Below are 20,241 nucleotides of genomic sequence, written 5' to 3'. Positions count from 1 at the left end.
ACCCCGCCGGGCCGAGATTGAGGAGCTCTACGTGCCGGACTGAGCGGCGCGCGGCCGCCGCGTCGGCCCTTCGCCCGTCGCGGCCGTGCGGAAGGCCCGGCGGTACGCCGACGGCGACGTCCGCATGGCCCGGCCGAAGTGGTGCCGGTAGGTGACCGGGCTGTCGAAGCCCACCGCGGCGGCTATCTCCTCCACCGGCGCGTCGGTGCTCTCCAGCAGCGCAAGGCTCGCCCGGACGCGCTGGTCGACCAGCCACCGGATCGGGCTGGTCCCGGTGGCCCGGGCGAAGTGCCGCAGGTAGGTGCGCGGCGACATGTGCGCCTGCCGGGCGAGCCGGGCCACGGTGAGCGGCTCGGTCAGGTGCGCCGACGCCCAGGCGATGCTGCCGGCGATCCGGTCGTCGTCCGGGTCGACGGTCACCGGAGCCTCGACGAACTGCGCCTGCCCGCCGTCGCGGTGCGGCGGGATGACCAGCCGGCGGGCCACCGCGTTGGCGATCACCGCGCCGTGGTCGCGGCGTACCACGTGCACGCAGAGGTCCAGGCCGGCCGCGCTGCCGGCGCTGGTGAGGACGTCGCCGTCGTCGAGGTAGAGCACGTCGGGACGGACGTCGACCTGCGGGAACCGGCGGGCCAGCAGGTCCGCGTACCGCCAGTGCGTGGTGGCCGGCCGGCCGTCGAGCAGCCCGGCGCCGGCCAGCGCGAACGCCCCCGAGCAGATGGACATGATCCGGGCGCCGTCGCGGTGCGCCCGGCGCAGGGCCGCCACCAGCTCGGGCGACGGGTCGGCGGTGACGTCGCAGACCCCCGGCACGATCACCGTCGCGGCGGCGGCCAGCACGTCCAGCCCGTACGGCGTGTGCAGGCCGGCCCCGCCGACCACCGGCACCACCCCGGGCCGTTCCGCGCACACGGCCAGCTCGTACCAGTCGACGTCGAACTCTGGCCGGGGCAGCCCGAACACCTCGGTGACGATGCCGGTCTCGAAGACCGACATCCCCGGGTACGCCAGCACGGCCACCGTGCGGTCGGCTCGACGGGGCATGGCGGGATGTTAGCGCAGGGCGTCGTTCCCGCCACTGCTCCGGCCGGCGGCACCGCCGGAGGATCGACGGCATGACGCAGACCTTCGCCGTACCCGCCGCCGACCCGGCCACCGCCGCCGCCCACTTCTCGACCCGGCTGCGGTTCGAGACCGACGTCAGCGACGTGCACGCCGACCTGACCGCCGGACTGCCCGGCCTGGTGGTGGTCGACTCGCGCGGTGTCGCCGCCTGGGACCAGGGGCGCCTGCCGGGGGCCGTGCACCTGCCGACCGCCGAGATTGCCGTCCGCGCCGCCGACCTGGTGCCCGTCGGGTCGCGGGTGGTCACCTACTGCTGGGGCCCCGGGTGCAACGGGGCGACCCGGGCGGCGCTGGAGTTCGCCCGGCTCGGCTTCGCGGTCAAGGAGATGCTCGGCGGCTACGAGTACTGGGTCCGCGAGGGGCTGCCGGTGGTCACCGCTCACGGGCCGGCCCGGCGCCCGGCCGACGAGCTGACCGCACCGCGGTCCACGGTCGCCTGCGACTGCTGACCCGGGCACCCGTTCAACCGGCGGACGCCGGTGGTCGGAGGAGCCTCAGACCTCGGCGTCGTCGGTGAGCTTCTCGCCGCGCCGGCGGAGCATGCCCAGGCCCGGGATGCCGGCGACGGCGAGCTTGAGGTCGCGGGTGACGTCGAGCAGGTCGTGCAGGTCCGGGCCGACCCGGTCCAGGGTGGCCAGGATCGGCAGGATGTCCGCGGTCAGGTGCTGCTTGAGCTTGGGAAGCTCGTCGACGAGCCGGATCGCGGCGGTCACCTCCTCGTGGCTGAGCTGCTCAACGAAGCGGGTCGCCATCGGGGCGGCCCGGCGCAGCGCAGGCTCGTACGACGCCATCAGCTCAGCCGCGGTGGCCGCCGCCTCCGCCGCGGTGCCCACCGTGCCGGCCGCCCGGCCCGCCACCGAGTCGGCCTCGGCCACCACCACGCCGGCCGTCCGGGCCACCTTGTCCGCCTCGCCGACCACCAGCGCGGCGGCGGCCGACACCTGTTCCGCCTCGCCCACCACCACGGCCGCGGCGGCGGCCACCTCGGTGGCGTTCTCGATCGCGGTGGTTGCGGCGGCGCTGATCACCGCCACCTCCCGGACGGCGGTCTCGGCGTCCGTGAGCACCCGGTCGGTGCGGTCCAGCGTCTGCTCGATCCGGTCCACCACCCCGTTGATCCGCGCCAGCAGCGCCTCCACCCCGTCCAGCACCGCGAACGCGCGGGTGGGCACGGCGGCGAACGAGGCCGCCGAACCGAGGGCCTGGTCGAGGGCGGAGCGGGTGAGACCGACGACCGCGGTGGGCCGGGGGAGGGGAATCGCCATGGCACCAAGTGTGCGTCGCCCGCGCACGAACCGCCGCACGAGCGGGGCGGGCCGACCCTGCCGCTGAGCTGAGCCGACGGCCAACCCGACCCGGGCGTCCCGGCAGCGCCGGCACCCCGGCCGGCGACGCACTGCTCACGCCCTCGAAGCCGACCGCCGGGTCGCTCCGCACGGGCGGCCCTCAGACCGCGTCGGGGTCGACGGGTGACACCGTCCACTGCGGAGATCTCCGGCCGGGGTGATGCACACCCGGTTCGTCAATTACGCGGTGTCATGGCCGGGTGCGGGCGACGCGGGCCGCCCACCAGATCAGCGGGACCTGCAACGGCAACCGGCCGTAGGCCACGGCCCGCTGGGCGGCCGGGCGGTGCCGCCAGTCCACGGCCATCTGCACATTCGCCGGCAGCACCGCCGCGAAGAGTGCCGCGGCGGCCAGCCCGCCGGCACGGCGGGTCGCGGGACGCGCCACCGCCGCCGCCACCGCAAGCTCCGCTACCCCGCTGGCGTACGTCCAGAAGCGGGCCGGCCCGGGCAGCGCACGCGGCACGATCGGGTCGTAGATCCCGGGCCGCACCAGATGGGCGATCCCGGCGGCGGTGAGCAGCCCGGCCAGGGCGGCGGCCTCGCCGCGTCGACTGGTCATCGATGCTCCCCCTGCTGTTCGACGGCACGCTGCACAGCCCGGTAGATCTGGCCGAACCGTAGCGCGTCCGGCGTGCGCAGCAGCATCACCTCTCGGCCGTGGTGCTGCACCCAGAGCTCGTGCACCTTGCTGCCCCGCTCGTAGGAGCGGTCCAGCCAGCTGAGCGGGATCTCCAGGAAGGGGGTCAGGGCCAGCGCGCCCACCGCGCACGCGGCGAGGATGATCAGCGCCAGCTGCCATTCGCCCCGGTCCTGCGCCGACCACGCCAGCGAGAGTACGCAGACCACCGCGACCAGCGGAGGCAACGACAGCAGCAGGACCAGGACGCCTCGCCCCAGCACCCGCCCCCGCACCGCCGCCGTGGTCCGGCCCCGGGCGTGCCAGACGAACGTCACGTCGGTTATCGCGACGGCATGGCCACCCGCCCGGATCGACTCCGAGGTCACCTGCACCGCGTCGTCCCGGTAATAGAGGGTCATCACTAAGCTTAAGCACCCGTCGGCAAACACCCGCACTCCTCCGCGGGCCGCCAGGATGCACCCGGCCTCAGGACCGAAACCCGGCACAGAAGCGGTTCCACGGCCTTTATGCCGGCTCGGCGGTGCGAGCCGCTAGTGTCCTGAGTCGTTGATTCGTTACCAAAGTTGGTTAGGCTGTGGGTATGCCGCGAACGGGTCGCCCGAAGGCCGAGCTTGTGTTGTCCGATGTGGAACGTGAGACCTTGCTGTCGTGGTCGCGTAGGGCGAAAACGGCGCAGGCGTTGGCGTTGCGGGCGCGGATCGTGTTGGCGTGTGCTGAGGGTACGACGAACAAGGACGTCGCCGCGGCGTTGGGCGTGTGGCCGCAGACGGTGAACAAGTGGCGGGCCAGGTTTGTTCGTGACCGTCTGGAGGGCCTGTCCGACGAGCCCCGCCCTGGCGCCGCTCGCAAGATCACCGATGAGCAGGTCGAGGCGGTGATCGTGAAGACCCTGGAAGAGGCGCCCACCAACAGCGACACGCACTGGTCGACGCGGTCGATGGCCAAGACGGTCGGGTTGAACCAGACCGCGGTGTCGCGGATCTGGCGGGCGTTCGGCCTCAAACCGCATCTGGTGGACACGTGGAAACTGTCCAAGGACCCACAGTTCATCGAGAAGGTCCGCGACGTGGTCGGGTTGTATCTCGACCCGCCCGACAAAGCCATGGTCCTCGCGGTGGACGAGAAATCCCAGATGCAGGCGTTGGACCGCAGCGCGCCGACGCTGCCGATGATGCCGGGTGTGCCTGGGCGGCAGACCCATGACTACATCCGGTACGGCACCACCAGCCTGTTCGCGGCGCTGGACGTGGCCACCGGCAAGGTGATCGGCCAGCACCAGCGCCGCCACCGGCATCAGGAGTTCCTGCGGTTCCTCAAGACCATCGACGCGAACACCCCGCCCGAATTGGATCTCCATCTGATCTGCGACAACTACGCCACCCACAAGACCCCGGCGGTCAGGACCTGGCTGGCCGCGCATCCCCGCTTCCACCTGCATTTCACCCCGACCTCGGGCAGCTGGCTCAACCTGGTCGAGCGCTGGTTCGCCGAACTGACCCGCCGCAAGCTACGCCGCAGCAGCCACCGCAGCGTCAAAGACCTCGAAACCGACGTCAACGCCTGGATCGCTGCATGGAACGAGGACCCCAAGCCCTTCGTTTGGGTCAAGACCGCCGACGAGATCCTGGACAGCCTCGCCAACTACTGCACCAGAATTAATCAACTCTCCAACGACTCAGGACACTAGTGGGGCGGTGTCGAAGGGGATGCCCCGGTAGCGTCGGGGCGTATGACGGAGCAGGAGCGCAACGCCGAGGTGGTCCGCCGCTACCTGCGGACCTTCGTCACGAAGGACCTGGCCGAGCTGCGCGCGGTGGTCGCCGAGGACGTGCTGATCTACGGTTCCGGCACCCGGGTGCGGGGCCGGCGCTTCGTGGAGGGGGCCGTCTCGTCCCCGGGCCTGACCGTGCTCGACCAGGAAATCGTGGAGCTGTTCGCGGCCGGCGACCGGGTGGTCGTGTCGCTGGCGCAGACCTACCGGCGCGACGCTACCGGTGCGACGGCGGTGCAGAGCACCTGCAAGATGTACCGGCTGGCGGGCGGGCGGATCGTCCAGTTCTGGGGCGAGCAGGACGTCTTCGGGCTGCTGCGAGGCCTCGGCATGCTGGCGGACGAACCGATCGAGTTCTGACGGCCTCAGGCCCGCCTCGTCTGCGATCTGGGCCGGTCTCGTCCGCGGTTGTGGTGCCGGCGCCCGTGTCCGGCGGGGCCGGCGATCGTCGTCAGCGGCGGCGGGGTGGCACCGGCTGGCCTGCCTCCACGGCCCGCTGCACCGCCCGGTAGATCTGGCCGAAGCGCAGCGCGTCGCCGGTGTGCAGCAGCCGTACCGGCTGGCCGCGCCAGCGCGCCCAGATCTCCAACTGCCGGCTGCCCCGGGCGTACGAGCGGTCCAGGTGCTCGAAGAGGAAGTCGGCGACCGGTGCGACGGCGAGCCCGATCAGCACCGAGGCGCCGACGATGGCGATCGTGACGGTGAGGGAGCGGTCCAGCCAGAGGGCCAGCGCGATGCCGAGCGCGGCGGCGACCAGCGGGCCGGCCAGCGCCGCGCCGATCGCGCCGCGGCCGGCGAGTGCCCGCCAGGAGCGGTCGCCCCGGCGGTGCCAGATCATGGTGATCTCGGCCAGCGGGAACGTCCGACCGTCCACCCGCACCGCGGTGGAGGTGACCTGCACCGACCTGTCGTCGTAATAAGTGATCATGGCAGCACTCCCGGTGGCTGGCCTGACACCACACTACTTACCCCAACGAGCCGGGTCGTAAGGTTGGCACGACTTCGACGAGGAAGTGAGGGTGCAGCGTGGGCGAGTTCGTGCGGCTGGAATCCAAGGACGGCATCGGCACCATCCGGCTGGAGCGGCCGCCGATGAACGCCCTCAACACCCAGGTGCAGGAGGAGTTGCGCGCCGCCGCCACGGCGGCCACCGCCGATCCCGGCGTTCGCGCCGTCATCGTGTACGGCGGGGAGAAGGTCTTCGCCGCCGGCGCGGACATCAAGGAGATGGCCGACATGTCCTACGTGGACATGGCGGAGCGGGCGGCCGACCTGTCCAGCGCGCTCGGCGCGATCGCCCGGATCCCCAAGCCGGTCGTCGCCGCGATCACCGGCTACGCCCTCGGCGGCGGCTGCGAGCTGGCGCTGGCCTGCGACTGGCGGGTGGTGGCCGAGGACGCCAAGCTCGGCCAACCGGAGATCAAGCTGGGCATCATCCCCGGCGCCGGCGGCACCCAGCGGCTGGCCCGCCTGGTCGGTCCGGCCCGTGCCAAGGATCTGATCATGTCCGGCCGGATGGTCGACGCCCAGGAGGCGCTGCGGATCGGCCTGGCCGACCGGGTCGCCCCGGCCGCCGAGGTCTACGACACCGCGGTCGAGCTCGTCCGCCCGTACCTCACCGGCCCGGTGCAGGCCCTGCGGGCGGCGAAGCTCGCGGTCGACGGCGGTCTGGACATGGACCTGAACTCCGGCCTGGCGTGGGAGAGCCAGCTCTTCGCGGCGCTCTTCGCCACCGACGACCGGCGTGAGGGCATGGCCGCCTTCGTGGCCAAGCGCAAGCCGGACTTCACCGGCCGCTGATCGGGCCCCGGACCGGCGGTACGCGCCGCCGGTCCGTCCCGACACCCGAGCCGAGAACGGTTCACATTCCGCCTACCGGTGAGTAGCGTGTGACTCCGGTCATGCGGACGAAGGCCATGCGGGACCAGGCCCGGGCGGGATGAAGGGAAGCGGCGATGACGGAGCGGATCGAAGGCCACGGCGGGGAGCTCGCGCTCGGGGCGCTGCGCGCGTACGGGGTGCGGGAGATGTTCACCCTCTCCGGCGGGCACGTCTTCCCGCTCTACGACGCCGCGCACAAGAGCGACTTCCCGATCTACGACGTGCGGCACGAGCAGTCGGCGGTCTTCGCCGCCGAGGCGGTGGCGAAGCTGCAGCGGCGCCCCGGCCTCGCCGTGCTCACCGCCGGGCCGGGCGTCACCAACGGCATCTCCGGGCTGACCAGCGCGTACTTCAACGCCTCGCCGGTGCTGGTGCTGGGCGGGCGGGCCCCGCAGTTCCGCTGGGGCTCGGGCAGCCTCCAGGAGATGGACCACCTGCCGCTGGTCGCCCCGGTCACCAAGCACGCCGAGACGGTGTTCAGCCCCGACGACATCCCGCGCGCGGTGACCGCGGCGCTGACCGCCGCGCTCACCCCGCACCGGGGTCCGGTCTTCCTCGACTTCCCCCTCGAAGCGGTCTTCTCGGTCTCCGACGCTGAGCTGCCGGCACTGCCGGGCATCGCGCCGATCGAGCCCGACCCGGACGAGGTGGCGAAGGCGGCGGCGCTGATCGCCGCCGCCGCCCGCCCCGTGATCATCGCCGGGTCCGACGTCTACGCCGGTGACGCGGTGGCCGCCCTGCGCGAGGCGGCCGAGGCGTTGCAGGTCCCGGTCTTCACCAACGGGATGGGCCGGGGGGCGCTGCCGCCGGAGCACCCGCTCGCCTTCGCCAAGGCCCGCCGGGTGGCGCTCAAGGGCGCCGACGTGGTCGTGGTGATCGGGACCCCGCTGGACTTCCGGCTGAGCTTCGGCGACTTCGGCGACGCGAAGGTGGTGCACGTCGTCGACGCGCCGAGCCAGCGGGCCGGGCACGTCCAGCCGGCCGCTGCCCCCGCCGGTGACCTGCGGCTGATCCTGTCCGCGCTGGCCGAGCACCCGGGCGACCGGGCCGACCACGCCGACTGGGTCGCGCAGCTTCGCACCGCCGAGGACGCCGCGAAGGCCCGCGACGCCGAGGAGATGGCCGCCGACACCGACCCGATCCGGCCCGCCCGGGTCTACGGCGAGCTGCGCAAGGTCCTCGCCCGGGACGCGATCACCATCGGCGACGGCGGCGACTTCGTCTCGTACGCCGGCCGCTACCTGGAGCCGGCACAGCCCGGCACCTGGCTCGACCCCGGCCCGTACGGCTGCCTGGGCACCGGCATGGGCTACGCGATGGGGGCCCGGGTCAGCCACCCGGACCGGCAGATCTGCGTGCTCATGGGTGACGGCGCCGCCGGGTTCTCGCTGATGGACGTGGAATCCCTGGCCCGGCAGAAGCTGCCGGTGGTGATCGTGGTCGGCAACAACGGCATCTGGGGGCTGGAGAAGCACCCGATGCGGGCCATGTACGGCTACGACGTCGCCGCCGACCTCCAGCCGGAGCTGCGCTACGACCAGGTGGTCAGCGCCCTGGGCGGGGCCGGCGAGACGGTGGCGAAGGCCGCCGACCTGGGCCCGGCGCTGCACCGGGCGTTCGAGGCCGGCGTGCCGTACCTGGTGAATGTGCTCACCGACCCGGCCGACGCGTACCCCCGCTCGTCGAACCTGGCCTGAGTCGCACGCGCCGCCGTCGCCGGCACGCCCGGCGACGGCGGCGCGGGTTCTCCCAACAGCAAAAACCAGCGGAATGTCAGTACCTGTCGTCGTAACGTCAGCGCCGGACCGACGGAATGTCAGCCCCGTCGGCCATGGTGGTGCCACCAGTGAAGACGACAGGAGTTGCGATGGACTACGCGATCCGCGCCGAGGGTCTGGTGCGGCGCTTCGGCGCCACCACCGCTCTCGACGGAGTTGATCTGGCGGTCCCCACCGGGACCGTCTTCGGGCTGCTCGGGCCGAACGGCGCGGGCAAGACCACCGCGGTACGGGTGCTCGCCACCCTGCTCCGCGCCGACGAGGGGCACGCCACCGTGGGCGGCTACGACGTCGTACGCGACGCCCACCAGGTGCGCCAGCTGATCGGTCTGACCGGCCAGTACGCCTCGGTCGACGAGACCCTGACCGGCGCGGAGAACCTGCTGCTGATCGGCCGGCTGCTCGGCCTGAGCCGGGCTGACGCCAAGCGGCGCGCCCGCGAACTGCTCGCCGACTTCCAGCTCAGCGACGCCGGCGACCGGGCCGCCAAGACGTACTCCGGCGGCATGCGCCGCCGCCTCGACCTCGCCGCCAGCCTGGTCGGCCGGCCGCAGGTGCTCTTCCTCGACGAGCCGACCACCGGGCTGGACCCGCGCAGCCGCAACGAGCTGTGGGACATCGTGCGCACCCTGGTCGCCGACGGGGTGACCGTGCTGCTGACGACGCAATACCTGGAGGAGGCCGACCAACTCGCCGGCGAGATCGCCGTGGTCGACCACGGCCGGGTGATCGCCCAGGGCACCCCGGAGGAGCTGAAGGCCAAGACCGGCGGGCAGACCCTGACCGTGCGGCCGGCCGACGCCAGCGACCTGGCCACGGTGGCCAGCATCGCCGGCGAGGTGTCCGGCGCCACCCCCGAGGTGGCCCAGAGCGCGGTCACCGTCGCGGTGAACGACCCCGGCGTGCTGCCGGCGGTCGTGCGTCGCCTCGAGGCCGCCGAGATCACGGTCGCTGAGCTGGCGCTGCGCGGCGCCAGCCTGGACGAGGTCTTCCTCTCCCTCACCGGCCACCGGGCCGAGGACGCCCCGGCCGGCAACGACCTGGAAAGGACCCCGGCATGACCGCCGCCACCCTGACCGCCCCGCTGGCCCCGGCCCGCCGGCTCGGTGTCGCCGCCGGGCTGCGGCACACCTTCACGCTGGCCTGGCGCAGCCTGGTGCAGATCAAACACAACCCGATGGAGCTGCTCGACCTGAGCATCCAGCCGGTGATGTTCGTGCTGCTGTTCACCTACGTCTTCGGCACCGCCATCGCGGGCTCCTCCGGCGAGTACCTCACCTTCATGTTGCCCGGCATCATGGTGCAGAACGCGCTCTTCGCCACCATGACCACCGGGTTCGGGCTGAACAACGACCTCACCAAGGGGGTCTTCGACCGGCTCCGGGCCCTGCCCATCGCCCGGTGGGCGCCGCTGGCGGGCCGGATCATCGCCGACACGGTCAAACAGGCCTGGTCGATCGCGCTGCTGCTCGGCGTCGGGGCGATCCTGGGCTTCCGGGTGGGCAACGGGCTGCTCGGCGTGGTCGCCGCGTTCGCGCTGCTGCTGGCGTTCACGCTCGCCGCGTCCTGGATCTCGGTGCTGGTCGGCGTGCTGGTGAGCGAGCCGGAGAAGGTGCAGATCTTCGGCTTCATGGTGATCTTCCCGCTGACCTTCACCAGCAACATTTTCGTGCCCACCGACCGGATGCCGGGCTGGTTGCAGAACTGGGTGGAGGTCAACCCGGTGACCGTGGTGGCCGACGCGCTGCGCGGCCTGCTGGTCTCCGGCCCGGTGGCCGGCCCGGTGCTGCAGACGCTGCTCTGGGGCGCCGGGATCGCGGTGATCTTCGCGCCGCTGGCGGTGCGAGGGCTCAAGCGTCGGGTGTGACCCACCCACCTACACCTCGGGGCGGTCCTCCTCCCGGGGCGGTTCGCCGTCCCGGCGGCGCAGGTCGTCCTCGCGGCGGCGCAGGTCCTCCTCCCAGCGGTGGAAGAGTTCCTGGTCCTGGTGCCGGGACCGCTCCTCGATCGAACGGAGGAACTCGGGGTCGTCGTCCGGCGCGACCGGGCGGGGCCGCTCGCGGGTCGGCAGGACCCGGCCCTTCGGCGCCCCGCCGGCGGGACGACCGGGCACGCGCTCGCGGCCGGCGACGAACCAGGCGATCGATCCGAGCAGCGGGAAGAACAGGATGATCAGCACCCAGGCGATCCGGGGCAGGGCGCGGATCTCGCCCTCCTCGGCGGAGAGGCAGCTGATCAGGGCGCAGACGGCGAGGACGATCTGCGCCAGGAAGAGGAGGACGTACAACCGGGCCATGCCCCAATCATGGCGCACCCGTTCCCGTCACCACAGCCCGCGCGTCGCCAGCACCGTGCCGAGCAGCGCGTAGCCGGCGGTGGCCAGGGCGACCAGCGGCAGCGACCGCCCGTCGGTGCGGGCCGGTCCGGCGCCGGTGGCCCGCCGCCAGCAGACCGCCAGCGTCGCGCCCCAGCCGAGGACGGCGACCCCGGCGACCAGCGCACCCAGCGCGTCGCCCGGGGGCGGGTCTGCGGTGAGGGCGAGCCGCACGGTCAAGATCATGATCACGGTCAGCGCCAGGGCGGTGCGCCGCCAGGCGAGCCGGGTCCGCTCGGGTTGCAGCCCGGGGTCGCGCTGCGGTTGCCCCGACCCACCGGCCGGCGGTCGTGGGCCGTCCGCCGGTTTCCCGGGCTGGCGGTCGGCGGTCACCGCTCGCCGAGCGCTCGGGCCAGCACCGCCGCCACCAGCAGCAGCGCGCCGAGGCCGACGGCGAGGGCGAGCACGGCCGGGAAGCGGGAGGCGGGCAGCTCCTCGCCGAGCCGGATGGCCCGTTCGGTACGCGCCCAGTGGTCGACCGCCCGGACCGCGACGGTGCCGCCGAGCAGCAGCAGCGCGACGGCGATCACCTCGCGCAGGTGCGCCAGCGGCAGTGGCGGCAGGAACTGGGCGGCGGCGAGCCCACCGGCGACCAGCGCCAGCCCAGTGCGCAGCCAGGCCAGGAAGGTGCGTTCGTTGGCCAGCGAGAAGCGGTAGTCCGGGGTGCTGCCGACCGCCCGCAGCTCGCGCGGGTCGAACCACCGCCTGATCGCCTGCCACATGGCGCCGATTATCCGCTTCCTCCCGGTCGTAGCCTGGAACGGTGACGGATCTTGATGTGACGACCCTGCGGAACACGTACGACGCTCAGCTGCGCGCCCACGTGCCCGATCCGCTGCCGGCCGGGGCCACCGTGGAGCGGGACGGCCCCCTGTTCCGGTTCCTCGGCCTCGACCACCGCGGCTTCCTCACCTACACCGACCTCGGTGGGCTGGCCGGGGCGGCGCTGGACGAGCTGATCGCCCGGCAGGTGGCGATCTTCCGGGGCCGCGGCGAGTCGGTGGAGTGGAAGCTGCATGGCCACGACGAGCCGGCCGACCTGCCGGACCGGCTGCGCGCGGCGGGCTTCGTGCCGGAGGAGCGGGAGACCGTCGTGATCGGCCCGGTCGCGCCCCTCGCGGCCGCGCTCCCGGTCGTCGCCGAGGGCGTACGCCTGCGTGAGGTGACCGCCCGGGCGGACCTGGAGCGGATCGCGGCGATGGAGGAGGCGGTCTGGAACTCCGACCGCAGTCACCTGGCGAGCGGTTTGGCGAAGGAGATCACCGCCGACCCGCAGTCGATCACCGTGGTGGTGGCCGAGGCGGGGGAGGAGGTGGTGAGCGCGGGCTGGGTGCGGTACGTGCCGGGGACCGGGTTCGCCACCCTCTGGGGTGGCTCCACCCTGCCGCAGTGGCGGAGGAAGGGCATCTACCGGGCGCTGGTCAGCCACCGGGCCCGGCTGGCCGCCCAGCGCGACCGGACGCTGTTGCAGGTCGACGCCTCCGAGGAGAGCCGCCCGATCCTCCAGCGGCTCGGCTTCGTCCCGGTCACCACCACCACCCCGTACGTCTACACTCCGTGATCATGCAGCGGTTGACGGCCGAGGAGCGGCTGACTCTCAAGATGGGTGCCTTCGGCGCGGTCTCCCTGGTGGCCAACGCCGATCCCGGCATGCTGGCCCTGGTCCGGGAGAGCTTCGCCGCCTCCGGGGCGGTGGCCGGCAGCGGCGGCGTGGTGCGGGAGGCGCTGACCAGCGGCCCGCTGCCGGAGCTGCCCCCCGACCCGGCCGGGGAGACCGAGCCGGTGGTGCTGTCGGCGTTGGGCCGGGCGGTGGCGATCCTGCGGGAGAAGGCACCGCAGGACGTGGCGACCTACCGGGAGGTGGTGCTCACCGCCGCCGGGCAGGTGGCCCGGGCGCACCGGGGGGTGGCCCCGGCGGAGGCGGCGGTGATCGACCGGATCAGGGATGCGCTGGCCGAGCCGGCGTGAGCCGTGCCGTCGGTGCGGGCGGGTGGTGGGGCGGCGACCAGAGTGCCCGTACCGTCGCCGTGACGCAGCGGTCGCGGACCCGGCCGCAGGCGCACCGGTACGCCTCGGGCAGCGTCCGCCGGCAGGGTCGCCGGGGTGCGTCCTCGTCGTGCGATCGCGACATTCCGTATACCTCCCGATTTGTCAGATTACCCGGCCGCGCGGCCTCCGGTGAGCTGTGTCACTCTGAGGCCCTCGGGAGCGCAAGCTACTGACAGGTAACATTGCGCCGTGGGCAACTGCACAGCAGCCCGCGGTTGACCGGGCGTCAACGGACGCGCGAGGCTGCGCCCCAGACCGGGCGAGCGATCGCAACACCAAACAGGAGGGTCGTCGAAGCGCGATGAACATCGTCGTACTCGTCAAGCAGGTGCCCGATTCGGGCGCGGACCGCAACCTGCGCACTGACGACAACACCGTCGACCGCGGTTCGGCGAACAACGTCATCAACGAGATGGACGAGTACGCCATCGAAGAGGCGTTGAAGATCAAGGAGGCGCACGGCGGCGAGGTCACCATCCTGACCATGGGTCCGGACCGGGCGACCGAGTCGATCCGCAAGGCGCTCTCCATGGGCCCGGACAAGGCCGTGCACGTGGTGGACGACGCCCTGCACGGGTCCTGCGCCGTGGCCACCTCGAAGGTGCTCGCCGCCGCGCTCGGGCAGCTCAACGCCGACCTGGTGATCTGCGGCGCCGAGTCCACCGACGGCCGGGTCCAGGTCATGCCGCACATGATCGCCGAGCGGCTGGGCGTCGCGGCGCTGACCGGCGCCCGCAAGCTCACCGTCGACGGCGCCACGCTGACCGTCGAGCGGCAGACCGAGGAGGGCTACGAGGTGGTCACCGCCGCCACCCCCGCCGTGGTCTCCGTCTGGGACACCATCAACGAGCCGCGCTACCCGTCCTTCAAGGGCATCATGGCCGCCAAGAAGAAGCCGGTGCAGACGTTCTCCCTGGCTGACCTGGGCGTCGCCCCGGCCGAGGTGGGCTTCGACGGCGCGACCAGCGCCGTGCTGGAGCACACCAAGCGTCCCCCGCGCTCCGGCGGCGCGAAGATCACCGACGAGGGCGAGGGCGGCGTCAAGCTGGTCGAGTTCCTCGCCACCGAGAAGTTCGTGTGAGAGGTCTGGACATGTCTGAGGTTCTCGTCGTCGTCGAAGCCACCCGGGAATTCGGCGTCAAGAAGGTCACCCTGGAGATGCTCACCCTCGCCCGCGAGCTGGGCACCCCGAGCGCGGTCGTGCTCGGCGGCCCCGGCGCCGCCGAGGCGCTGAGCGCCAAGCTGGGCGAGTACGGCGCGGAGAAGATCTACGCGGCCGAGAGCGAGGAGATCGACGGCTACCTGGTGGCCCCCAAGGCGACCGTGCTGGCCGAGCTGGTCAAGCGGGTGCAGCCGGCCGCCGTGCTGCTCGCCTCCGCGCAGGAGGGCAAGGAGATCGCCGCCCGCCTGGCCGTCAAGCTGGACAACGGCATCCTGACCGACGTGGTCGGTCTCGACGCCGACGGCACCGCCACCCAGGTGGCCTTCGCCGGCTCCACCATCGTCAAGTCCAAGGTCACCCGTGGCCTGCCGCTGGTCACCGTCCGGCCGAACTCGGTCAACCCGACCCCGGCGCCGGCCACCCCGGCCGTCGAGCAGCTCACGGTGGCGGTCACCGACACCGACAAGCTGGCCAAGGTCGTCGACCGGGTCGCCGAGCAGAGGGGCTCCCGCCCCGAGCTCACCGAGGCCGGCATCGTCGTCTCCGGCGGTCGCGGCGTCGGCAACGCCGACAACTTCAAGCTGGTCGAGGAGCTGGCCGACCTGCTCGGTGGCGCCGTGGGCGCGTCCCGCGCGGCCGTCGACTCCGGCTACTACCCGCACCAGTTCCAGGTCGGCCAGACCGGCAAGACGGTCTCCCCGCAGCTCTACGTCGCGCTCGGCATCTCCGGCGCGATCCAGCACCGTGCCGGCATGCAGACCTCGAAGACCATCGTCGCGGTCAACAAGGACGGCGAGGCGCCGATCTTCGAGCTGGCCGACTTCGGCGTGGTGGGCGACCTGTTCAAGATCGTCCCGCAGGCCGCGGAGGAGATCCGCAAGCGCAAGTGACGGGAGCGGGGGCGTCGCCGTCGGCGGCGCTCCCGCACCGCCCCGCCCCACCTACAGCGAAAGAGTGGCCATCCCGCGTGGGGTGGCCACTCTTTCGCTGTACGCGGGTCCCGTCCCCGTCGCGAGGGGGAAGGGAGCTGATCGGCGGGCCGGGGAGCTGAGCCGGCCCGCCGATCAGCCCGTCAGGGCGCCCCTCAGCAGGCTCTTGCCGGAGTGGGCGGTGTTGTTGTCGTACGCCTCGGCGGAGACGTCGACAACCGAGTATGCCTGAAGGTCGACGTTCGGTGGCAACCGGAGCAGCTCATCCGACTCGCCACCCAGCACACCGACCGAGAACATCTCCATCGTCTGCGGATTGATGAGCCAGACCTCGTAGTACCCCGGTACGTCCGGGAGATTCGCCACGTGCAGGTGCAGCCGGCCGTTGTCGAAGACCCGGGCCTCGCCGTTGGCGTCCGGCGGCGTCGCGCCGTACGCCCTCAGCGCCGCGCTGGCCAGCACGACCTGCGTCGGGGCCGGTTCGGGCCCGGCCGGGTCGAGGACGGCAAGGGTGCCGACCACGCCGATGGTCGCGGCGGCCACCGCGGTCGCCGCGGTCACCGCCCAGCGCGTCCAGCGGTTGCGCCGGTGCGGCGGCGGCGCGAGCACCACGGCGGCGGGCGCCCCGTCGCCAGCGCCGGAGGCGTCCCACCCGTCCGCCGTGCCGGGTCGCCTGCTGCCGGCGGGCCTCGGTCAGCGAGCGCCCAGCAGGGCAAGGGGGCCTTCTTCCGGCTGCGGGAGCTGGACAAGGGCGACACCATGACCGTCACCGGCAGTGACGGCAAGGCCCGGACGTACACGGTGATCGCCCGGGAGGAGTACCAGAAGACGAAGATTCCGCTGGAGCGGTACTTCGCCCGGGACGGCAAGCCCCGGCTGACCCTGATCACCTGCGGCGGGCCGTTCGATGCCAAGGCCCGCAAGTACCGCGACAACATCGTGGTCACCGCCGTACCGGCCTGACCGACGCCCGGGACCGCCCGACCTGCCGGTTGGCGTGGTGGCGCCGAGCCGGGGCGGGGAGGAGACGCTTCCCGTCCCGGCTCCGGTGCGGCCGAGGGCCCACTCCGGCGTCCGGACGGTCCAGCGCCGGCCGTTAGGCTGAACCGTGATGGCATACCTGGATCACGCGGCGACCACTCCGATGCTCGACGAGGCACTGGAGGCGTACGTCGCCACCGCCCGCGAGGTCGGCAACGCGTCGTCACTGCACGCGTCGGGCCGCCGTGCCCGCCGGCGGGTGGAGGAGTCGCGGGAGCGGGTGGCCGCCGCCCTGGGCGCCCGGCCCTCCGAGGTCATCTTCACCGGTGGCGGCACGGAGAGCGACAACCTCGCCGTCAAGGGCATCTTCTGGGCCCGCCGGGCCGGCGACGCCCGGCGCACCCGGGTGGTCTCCAGCGCGGTCGAGCACCATGCCGTGCTCGACGCGGTGGACTGGCTGACCGGCCACGAGGGCGCCGAGGTGGGCTGGCTCGCCGCCGACGCCGCCGGCCGGCTCGGCCCCGACCAGCTCCGCGCCGAGCTGGCCGCGCACGCCGACCGGGTCGCCCTGGTGACCGCCATGTGGGCCAACAACGAGGTCGGCACCGTGCAGCCGGTCGTCGAGCTGGCCGCGGTCGCCGCCGAACACGGGGTGCCCTTCCACACCGACGCGATCCAGGCGGTCGGTCAGGTGCCGGTCGACTTCGCCGCCAGCGGGGTCGCCGCGCTGACCGTGACCGGGCACAAGCTGGGCGGGCCGACCGGCGTGGGCGCCCTGCTGCTCGCCCGCGACGTGCCGGCCACCCCGCTGCTGCACGGCGGCGGCCAGGAGCGCGACGTGCGTTCCGGCACGCTCGACACCGCCGGCATCGTGGCCTTCGCGGTCGCCGTGGAGGCCGCGGTCAAGGGTCAGCAGGAGTACGCCGCCCGGGTCGCCGCGCTCCGCGACGACCTCGTCGAACGGGTCCGCCGCGCGGTGCCCGAGGTGATCTTCAACGGCGACCCGACCGACCGGCTGCCGGGCAATGCGCACTTCTCCTTCCCCGGCTGCGAGGGCGACGCCCTGCTGCTCCTGCTGGACGCCCAGGGCATCGCCTGCTCGACCGGCTCGGCCTGCTCGGCCGGGGTGGCCCAGCCCTCGCACGTGCTGCTGGCCATGGGCGCCGACGACGACCGCGCCCGCTCCTCGCTGCGCTTCTCCCTCGGCCACACCAGCACCCCCGCCGACGTCGACGCCCTGATCGCCGCACTCCCGGCCGCGGTCGACCGCGCCCGCCGTGCCGCCGCCCTCCGCACCCCCCGCTGAGCCCCTACCCCCGCCCTCGCAGTTTCGGCCCCTGGATCGCGGCGTTCACCCCTTTCGCCGCGGCGACAAGTGCAAGATCGCCGGGCTGGGTGGGTGGGCGGGGTGGTGTGGGACGCAGCGGGGGCGGCAGGAAAGGGTGCGGGCGGGGGCGGGGATAGGCTCGGTGGGATGAAGGGGGTGGGTCGGTGAGGGTGTTGGCGGCGATGTCGGGTGGGGTCGACTCGGCGGTCGCGGCGGCACGGGCCGTCGAGGCCGGGCACGACGTGACCGGCGTGCACCTGGCGCTGGCCCGTAATCCGCAGACCTACCGCACCGGCGCGCGCGGGTGCTGCACCCTCGAGGACTCCCGCGACGCCCGCCGGGCCGCCGACGTGATCGGCATCCCGTTCTACGTCTGGGACATGGCCGACCGGTTCCACGAAGACGTGGTGGACGACTTCGTCGCCGAGTACGCGGCCGGTCGTACGCCAAATCCCTGCCTGCGCTGCAACGAGAAGATCAAGTTCGCCGCGGTGCTGGACCGGGCCGTGGCCCTGGGCTTCGACGCCGTAGTCACCGGTCACCACGCCCGGCTCGGCCCCGACGGCCTGCTGCGCCGCAGCGTCGACGAGGCCAAGGACCAGTCGTACGTGCTGGCGGTGCTCACCCGGCAGCAGCTGGACCGGTCCGTCTTCCCGCTCGGCGACTCCACCAAGGCGCAGGTCCGCGACGAGGCGGCCCGCCGCGGCCTCGCCGTGGCCGACAAGCCGGACTCGCACGACATCTGCTTCATCGCCGACGGCGACACCCGCGGCTTCCTCGCCGGGCGGCTCGGCGAGACGCCCGGTGACGTGGTCGACGCCACCACCGGCGCCGTGGTCGGCAGCCACACCGGCGCGTACGCGTACACCGTCGGCCAGCGGCGTGGCCTACACCTGGACCGCCCGGCCCCGGACGGCCGGCCGCGCTACGTGCTCTCCATCACCCCCAAGACCAACACGGTGACCGTCGGCCCGGCCGAGGCGCTGGAGGTCTCCCGGGTGCGCGCCCAGCGTCCCGTCTGGACCGGCGGCCCGCGCCCCGACGCGCCGGTCGAGTGCGAGGTGCAGCTTCGGGCGCACGGCGACGTGGTGCCGGCCACGGTCGAGCTGACCGCCGACGGGCTCCGGGCCGAGCTGCGTCGTCCCGTCCGCGGGGTGGCCGCCGGCCAGGCGATCGTGGCGTACCGGCCGGACCCGGCCGGCGACGTGGTGCTCGGCTCCGCCACCATCACCGGCTGATCCGCTGCTCCACTGACCGGCCCTTTCCGCGACCGGCGGGGCTCGCGGCGTCGGGAGTTCACCCCTGGCGGTCCGGTCCCGGCCGTCGCGACCGGAGCGGTCGGCGTACCGGATACCCTTCGGCCGTGACAGATCAGGCGTGGCCCTGGCCGGCCGGCGCGGCGACCGGCATCGGTTCGCTGCCCGGCACCGACATCGCCGAGGCACAGCGGGTCGTCCTCGGTGAGCTTCCCGCGCTGCCCCACCTGCCGGAGCTGCCCGCCCGCGGCCCCGGCGCCGACCTGCTCGGCCGGACCGCCGGCCTGCTGGTCGAGCTGCCCGTCGAGGTGTACGCGGCCCGGTGGCGGATCGCGCCGCGCCCCGGACGGGACCTGCGCCGCGCCCGTGACCTGATGGAACGCGACCTCGACCAGCTCGCCGAGCAGGCCGAGGGGTACGCCGGACCGGTCAAGATCCAGGCCGCCGGGCCGTTCACCCTGGCCGCCGGCCTGGAGCTGCCGATCGGCGGGCGGATGCTGCGCGATCCCGGCGCCGTGCGGGACCTCACCGGCTCCCTCGCCGAGGGGCTGCGCACCCACGTGGCGGCGGTCGCGCGCCGGCTGCCGAACGCCACCGTGCTGCTCCAGCTCGACGAGCCCTCGCTGCCGACCGTGCTCGCCGGACGGGTGCCGACCGAGAGCGGGCTCGGCGCCTACCGGGCGGTGGACCCGAACCTCGCGAGGTCGCTGCTGCACACGGTCGTCGAGGCGGTCGGGGTGCCGACCGTGGTGCACTGCTGCGCGCCCGACGTGCCGCTGGAGCTGATCCGCTCGACCGGTGCGGTCGGCGTGGCCCTCGACCTGAGCCTGGTCACCGATCTCGACCCGCTGGGCGAGGCGATCGACGCCGGGCTCGGGCTGCTGGCCGGCGCCGCGTCGACCGGGCCGTCGCCGGACGGTCGCCCGCCGACCTCCGCCGAGGTCGCCGACCGGGTACGCCAGCTCTGGGACCGACTCGGGTTCCCGCGCCGGCAGCTCGCCGAGCAGGTCGTGATCACCCCCGCCTGCGGCCTCGCCGGCGCCAGCGCGCAGTACGCCCGCGCGGTGCTCGCCGCCTGCCGGGACGCGGGACGGCGGCTCGCCGAGGACTAGGTTTTCCGTCGTACCTGCGGGGCAGGATGACCGGCATGATTGGACACCTGCGTTCAGTGGTGATCGACTGCCCCGATCCCCGGGCCCTCGCCGGGTTCTACGCCGACCTGCTCGGCCTGTCGTTGGTCGAGGACAACTCCGACGGCGACGACTGGGTGGTCCTCGGCGGCCCACCGGGGCATCAGCCGCGGATCGCCTTCCAGAAGGCGCCCAACCTGCGTGCACCGGCCTGGCCGGATCCGGAGCGACCCCAGCAGTTCCACCTCGACGTCACCGTCGACGACATCGAGACGGCCGAAAAGGCGGCGCTGGCGCTGGGGGCCCGGCGGTTGCGCGGCGAGGGCGAGGGCTTCCGGGTCTACGCGGATCCGGCCGGCCACCCGTTCTGCCTCTGCTGGGACTGACCCGCGCGTCGGCGGGACCGGCGACCCGGCTCCCGCCGCCGGCCGCGCGGTTCCGCCCGTCGCCCGCCGGCTGTCGCGCTGTCGCCCGCCGGCCGTCGCCCTG

24 protein-coding genes and 1 pseudogene are annotated in these 20,241 nt (G+C 73.4%); 16 read left to right on the top strand and 9 right to left on the bottom strand.

What is annotated here, in order from left to right:
- Window positions 1-27: 27 nt before the first annotated feature.
- Window positions 28-1,044: a transcriptional regulator FtrA gene (gene ftrA, locus NCC78_RS12040; RefSeq protein ID WP_250794414.1), complete on the bottom strand. Its 1,017-nt coding sequence runs from the start codon at window positions 1,042-1,044 to the stop codon at window positions 28-30.
- A gap of 71 nt (window positions 1,045-1,115) precedes the next feature.
- On the opposite strand from ftrA, the gene NCC78_RS12035 reads away from it, so the two are divergent.
- Entirely contained in the window at window positions 1,116-1,574 is a 459-nt protein-coding gene (locus tag NCC78_RS12035; RefSeq protein ID WP_250794412.1) for a rhodanese-like domain-containing protein, read from the top strand.
- A gap of 45 nt (window positions 1,575-1,619) precedes the next feature.
- Here the strand turns inward: NCC78_RS12035 and NCC78_RS12030 are convergent, their stop codons facing one another.
- The 3 genes from NCC78_RS12030 to NCC78_RS12020 form a co-directional block, all read right to left on the bottom strand.
- The gene (locus tag NCC78_RS12030) at window positions 1,620-2,390 is read right to left on the bottom strand and encodes a hypothetical protein (protein WP_250794410.1); all 771 of its coding nucleotides are present in this window, start codon (window positions 2,388-2,390) and stop codon (window positions 1,620-1,622) included.
- Window positions 2,391-2,661: 271 nt separating this feature from the next.
- Window positions 2,662-3,033: a DoxX-related protein gene (locus tag NCC78_RS12025; RefSeq protein ID WP_250794408.1), complete on the bottom strand. Its 372-nt coding sequence runs from the start codon at window positions 3,031-3,033 to the stop codon at window positions 2,662-2,664.
- A complete protein-coding gene (locus tag NCC78_RS12020) occupies window positions 3,030-3,512 on the bottom strand; it encodes a DUF6232 family protein (RefSeq protein WP_250794406.1) in 483 nt (160 codons plus the stop codon). The genes NCC78_RS12025 and NCC78_RS12020 overlap by 4 nt, the downstream gene beginning before the upstream one ends.
- A 182-nt stretch (window positions 3,513-3,694) precedes the next feature.
- Between NCC78_RS12020 and NCC78_RS12015 the strand changes: the two genes are divergently transcribed.
- Both NCC78_RS12015 and NCC78_RS12010 read left to right on the top strand, forming a co-directional pair.
- Window positions 3,695-4,801 (top strand): IS630 family transposase, encoded by a 1,107-nt coding sequence (locus NCC78_RS12015; protein ID WP_250794404.1) that lies wholly within the window; start codon window positions 3,695-3,697, stop codon window positions 4,799-4,801.
- Window positions 4,802-4,843: 42 nt separating this feature from the next.
- Window positions 4,844-5,245: a nuclear transport factor 2 family protein gene (locus NCC78_RS12010; RefSeq protein ID WP_250794402.1), complete on the top strand. Its 402-nt coding sequence runs from the start codon at window positions 4,844-4,846 to the stop codon at window positions 5,243-5,245.
- A gap of 91 nt (window positions 5,246-5,336) precedes the next feature.
- On the opposite strand, the gene NCC78_RS12005 is transcribed toward NCC78_RS12010, so the two are convergent.
- Window positions 5,337-5,813, bottom strand: coding sequence for a DUF6232 family protein (locus tag NCC78_RS12005; RefSeq protein WP_250794401.1), 477 nt, complete (start codon window positions 5,811-5,813; stop codon window positions 5,337-5,339).
- Window positions 5,814-5,911: 98 nt separating this feature from the next.
- On the opposite strand from NCC78_RS12005, the gene NCC78_RS12000 reads away from it, so the two are divergent.
- From NCC78_RS12000 to NCC78_RS11985, 4 genes are all read left to right on the top strand, one after another.
- Window positions 5,912-6,685 carry an enoyl-CoA hydratase-related protein gene (locus NCC78_RS12000; protein WP_250794399.1) on the top strand — a complete coding sequence of 258 codons (774 nt, stop codon included), beginning with the start codon at window positions 5,912-5,914 and terminating at the stop codon, window positions 6,683-6,685.
- A 155-nt stretch (window positions 6,686-6,840) separates the two neighbouring features.
- Entirely contained in the window at window positions 6,841-8,463 is a 1,623-nt protein-coding gene (locus tag NCC78_RS11995; protein ID WP_250794397.1) for an acetolactate synthase, read from the top strand.
- A 170-nt stretch (window positions 8,464-8,633) separates the two neighbouring features.
- On the top strand, window positions 8,634-9,605 hold the full coding sequence (locus NCC78_RS11990) for an ATP-binding cassette domain-containing protein (RefSeq protein WP_250794395.1): 972 nt from the start codon (window positions 8,634-8,636) through the stop codon (window positions 9,603-9,605).
- Window positions 9,602-10,411 carry an ABC transporter permease gene (locus NCC78_RS11985; protein ID WP_250794393.1) on the top strand — a complete coding sequence of 270 codons (810 nt, stop codon included), beginning with the start codon at window positions 9,602-9,604 and terminating at the stop codon, window positions 10,409-10,411. The genes NCC78_RS11990 and NCC78_RS11985 overlap by 4 nt, the downstream gene beginning before the upstream one ends.
- Before the next feature lie 9 nt (window positions 10,412-10,420).
- Here NCC78_RS11985 and NCC78_RS11980 read toward each other — a convergent pair whose 3' ends face one another.
- Genes NCC78_RS11980 through NCC78_RS11970 form a run of 3 tightly spaced genes read right to left on the bottom strand, consistent with a single transcriptional unit; the run spans window position 10,421 to window position 11,640 of the window.
- Window positions 10,421-10,840 carry a PLD nuclease N-terminal domain-containing protein gene (locus tag NCC78_RS11980; protein WP_250794391.1) on the bottom strand — a complete coding sequence of 140 codons (420 nt, stop codon included), beginning with the start codon at window positions 10,838-10,840 and terminating at the stop codon, window positions 10,421-10,423.
- 27 nt (window positions 10,841-10,867) lie between these two features.
- A complete protein-coding gene (locus tag NCC78_RS11975) occupies window positions 10,868-11,251 on the bottom strand; it encodes a DUF202 domain-containing protein (RefSeq protein WP_250794389.1) in 384 nt (127 codons plus the stop codon).
- Complete coding sequence (locus tag NCC78_RS11970; RefSeq protein WP_250794387.1) at window positions 11,248-11,640, bottom strand: YidH family protein; 393 nt, start codon at window positions 11,638-11,640, stop codon at window positions 11,248-11,250. The genes NCC78_RS11975 and NCC78_RS11970 overlap by 4 nt, the downstream gene beginning before the upstream one ends.
- Before the next feature lie 41 nt (window positions 11,641-11,681).
- Between NCC78_RS11970 and NCC78_RS11965 the strand changes: the two genes are divergently transcribed.
- The 4 genes from NCC78_RS11965 (at window position 11,682) to NCC78_RS11950 (ending at window position 15,019) form a co-directional block, all read left to right on the top strand.
- Window positions 11,682-12,479, top strand: coding sequence for a GNAT family N-acetyltransferase (locus NCC78_RS11965; RefSeq protein WP_250794386.1), 798 nt, complete (start codon window positions 11,682-11,684; stop codon window positions 12,477-12,479).
- A gap of 2 nt (window positions 12,480-12,481) precedes the next feature.
- On the top strand, window positions 12,482-12,886 hold the full coding sequence (locus tag NCC78_RS11960) for a hypothetical protein (RefSeq protein WP_250794385.1): 405 nt from the start codon (window positions 12,482-12,484) through the stop codon (window positions 12,884-12,886).
- Between the two features lie 382 nt (window positions 12,887-13,268).
- Window positions 13,269-14,048, top strand: a complete 780-nt coding sequence (locus NCC78_RS11955) for an electron transfer flavoprotein subunit beta/FixA family protein (protein WP_250794383.1) — start codon at window positions 13,269-13,271, stop codon at window positions 14,046-14,048.
- An 11-nt stretch (window positions 14,049-14,059) separates the two neighbouring features.
- Complete coding sequence (locus NCC78_RS11950) at window positions 14,060-15,019, top strand: electron transfer flavoprotein subunit alpha/FixB family protein (protein WP_250794382.1); 960 nt, start codon at window positions 14,060-14,062, stop codon at window positions 15,017-15,019.
- A 174-nt stretch (window positions 15,020-15,193) separates the two neighbouring features.
- Here NCC78_RS11950 and NCC78_RS11945 read toward each other — a convergent pair whose 3' ends face one another.
- Window positions 15,194-15,619 carry an anti-sigma factor gene (locus NCC78_RS11945; RefSeq protein ID WP_250794380.1) on the bottom strand — a complete coding sequence of 142 codons (426 nt, stop codon included), beginning with the start codon at window positions 15,617-15,619 and terminating at the stop codon, window positions 15,194-15,196.
- 138 nt (window positions 15,620-15,757) lie between these two features.
- Here NCC78_RS11945 and NCC78_RS11940 point away from each other — a divergent pair.
- The 5 genes and pseudogenes from NCC78_RS11940 to NCC78_RS11920 all read left to right on the top strand — a co-directional run.
- Window positions 15,758-16,021: pseudogene (locus NCC78_RS11940) on the top strand (class F sortase); the annotation flags it as partial.
- 148 nt (window positions 16,022-16,169) lie between these two features.
- Window positions 16,170-17,345, top strand: coding sequence for a cysteine desulfurase family protein (locus NCC78_RS11935; protein WP_250794378.1), 1,176 nt, complete (start codon window positions 16,170-16,172; stop codon window positions 17,343-17,345).
- Between the two features lie 185 nt (window positions 17,346-17,530).
- Window positions 17,531-18,604, top strand: coding sequence for a tRNA 2-thiouridine(34) synthase MnmA (gene mnmA / locus NCC78_RS11930; RefSeq protein WP_250794376.1), 1,074 nt, complete (start codon window positions 17,531-17,533; stop codon window positions 18,602-18,604).
- A gap of 125 nt (window positions 18,605-18,729) precedes the next feature.
- Window positions 18,730-19,734, top strand: a complete 1,005-nt coding sequence (locus NCC78_RS11925) for a methionine synthase (RefSeq protein WP_250794374.1) — start codon at window positions 18,730-18,732, stop codon at window positions 19,732-19,734.
- 35 nt (window positions 19,735-19,769) lie between these two features.
- Complete coding sequence (locus NCC78_RS11920; protein ID WP_250794372.1) at window positions 19,770-20,138, top strand: VOC family protein; 369 nt, start codon at window positions 19,770-19,772, stop codon at window positions 20,136-20,138.
- The last annotated feature ends 103 nt before the right edge of the window (window positions 20,139-20,241 follow it).

The organism is Micromonospora phytophila (assembly GCF_023656545.1).
Lineage (GTDB): Bacteria > Actinomycetota > Actinomycetes > Mycobacteriales > Micromonosporaceae > Micromonospora > Micromonospora phytophila.
Note: the sequence above shows the minus strand (reverse complement) of the source record. Positions and strands in the feature narration are given on the sequence as shown.